Annotated in this window: 2 protein-coding genes; both read left to right on the forward strand. The window is 48.7% G+C overall.

Going from position 1 to position 1,072, the window contains the following annotated elements; genetic code table 11:
• Positions 1 to 91: 91 nt before the first annotated feature.
• Entirely contained in the window at positions 92 to 553 is a 462-nt protein-coding gene (locus NP590_RS20420) for a helix-turn-helix domain-containing protein (RefSeq protein ID WP_256604588.1), read from the forward strand.
• On the forward strand, positions 550 to 1,068 hold the full coding sequence (locus NP590_RS20425; RefSeq protein WP_256604589.1) for an IS630 family transposase: 519 nt from the start codon (positions 550 to 552) through the stop codon (positions 1,066 to 1,068). Before NP590_RS20420 ends, NP590_RS20425 begins: the two co-directional genes overlap by 4 nt.
• Positions 1,069 to 1,072 lie beyond the last annotated feature (4 nt).

Below are 1,072 nucleotides of genomic sequence, written 5' to 3' on the forward strand. Positions count from 1 at the left end.
TAAGCGATTAACAACAAATAGCCATGCAGTAAAATAGTGAAATTTTAGATACGGTAATGGTAGCGAAGGAATGCGGGTAAGACCCATAGAATTGAGCGAAAGCGAACGAGAGCAACTACAGGTAATCATCAAGAAAGGGAGTGATTGGCGAGAGCGGGAACGGGCACAAACCATTTTGATGTTATCCGAGGGTCAAACAGTCGTCGCTGTTGCAGAGCATCAGGGCGTGCAGCCGGAAGCGATACGCGAGCGGCGGAGGAAGTGGTGGAAAAACGGGCTGGCGAGCCTACCGGATCAGCCGCGCAGTGGTGCGCCGAGTAAGTTGACTGACGCGCATCGGAGCCAACTCAAAGAATGGATCGATGCGGAACCTTTAAACTGCAGGGCATTGGTCAGTCGTCTAACGACGGAATGCGGAGTGACGATTAGTGCCGGCACCTTGCGAAATGAGTTAAAACGCATGGGTTACGTCTGGAAACGCACGCGATACAGTTTAAAAAAAAGCGTGATCCCGAACGCTTCGAGCAGGCTAAGCAAAACATCGCTGAACTGATCAAGCAAGCGGAAGCCGGTGAAATTGAATTGGCCTATGTGGATGAAGCCGGATTTGCGCCACAACCACCGAATCGTTCAGCTTGGACAAAAAGTGGTGAGGTACATGCTATTACAGCAAAGCGCGCCCAACGCATGAATGTGATCGGTGCCATGCTTTCATCGGGTCGCTTAATGCTGACTAAATTGTGGCATAGCGTGAATGGCCTATGGTTCTTTGGCTTTCTGATGGCTTTGATCGCACGCGTCAGCAAACCCTTGGTGGTGATTTTGGATAATGCATCCATTCATACTGCCAAGAAAATGAAACCCTATTGGGATTTGTTGGAAGAGAAAGGCATGCGATTTTATTTCCTGCCACCCTACAGTCCCGAACTGAACAGGATTGAATTGCTGTGGCATAAAATGAAATATGAATGGCTGCCATTTAAGACATTTACCCCAGATGAACTTGAGCAAGCCATTGACGAAATAGGTCGCGGGTTTGGCTCACAATACATGCTAACTTTTTGCTAGGCGC

The sequence above is a fragment of the Methylomonas subterranea genome (genome assembly GCF_024505185.1).
GTDB lineage: Bacteria > Pseudomonadota > Gammaproteobacteria > Methylococcales > Methylomonadaceae > Methylomonas > Methylomonas subterranea.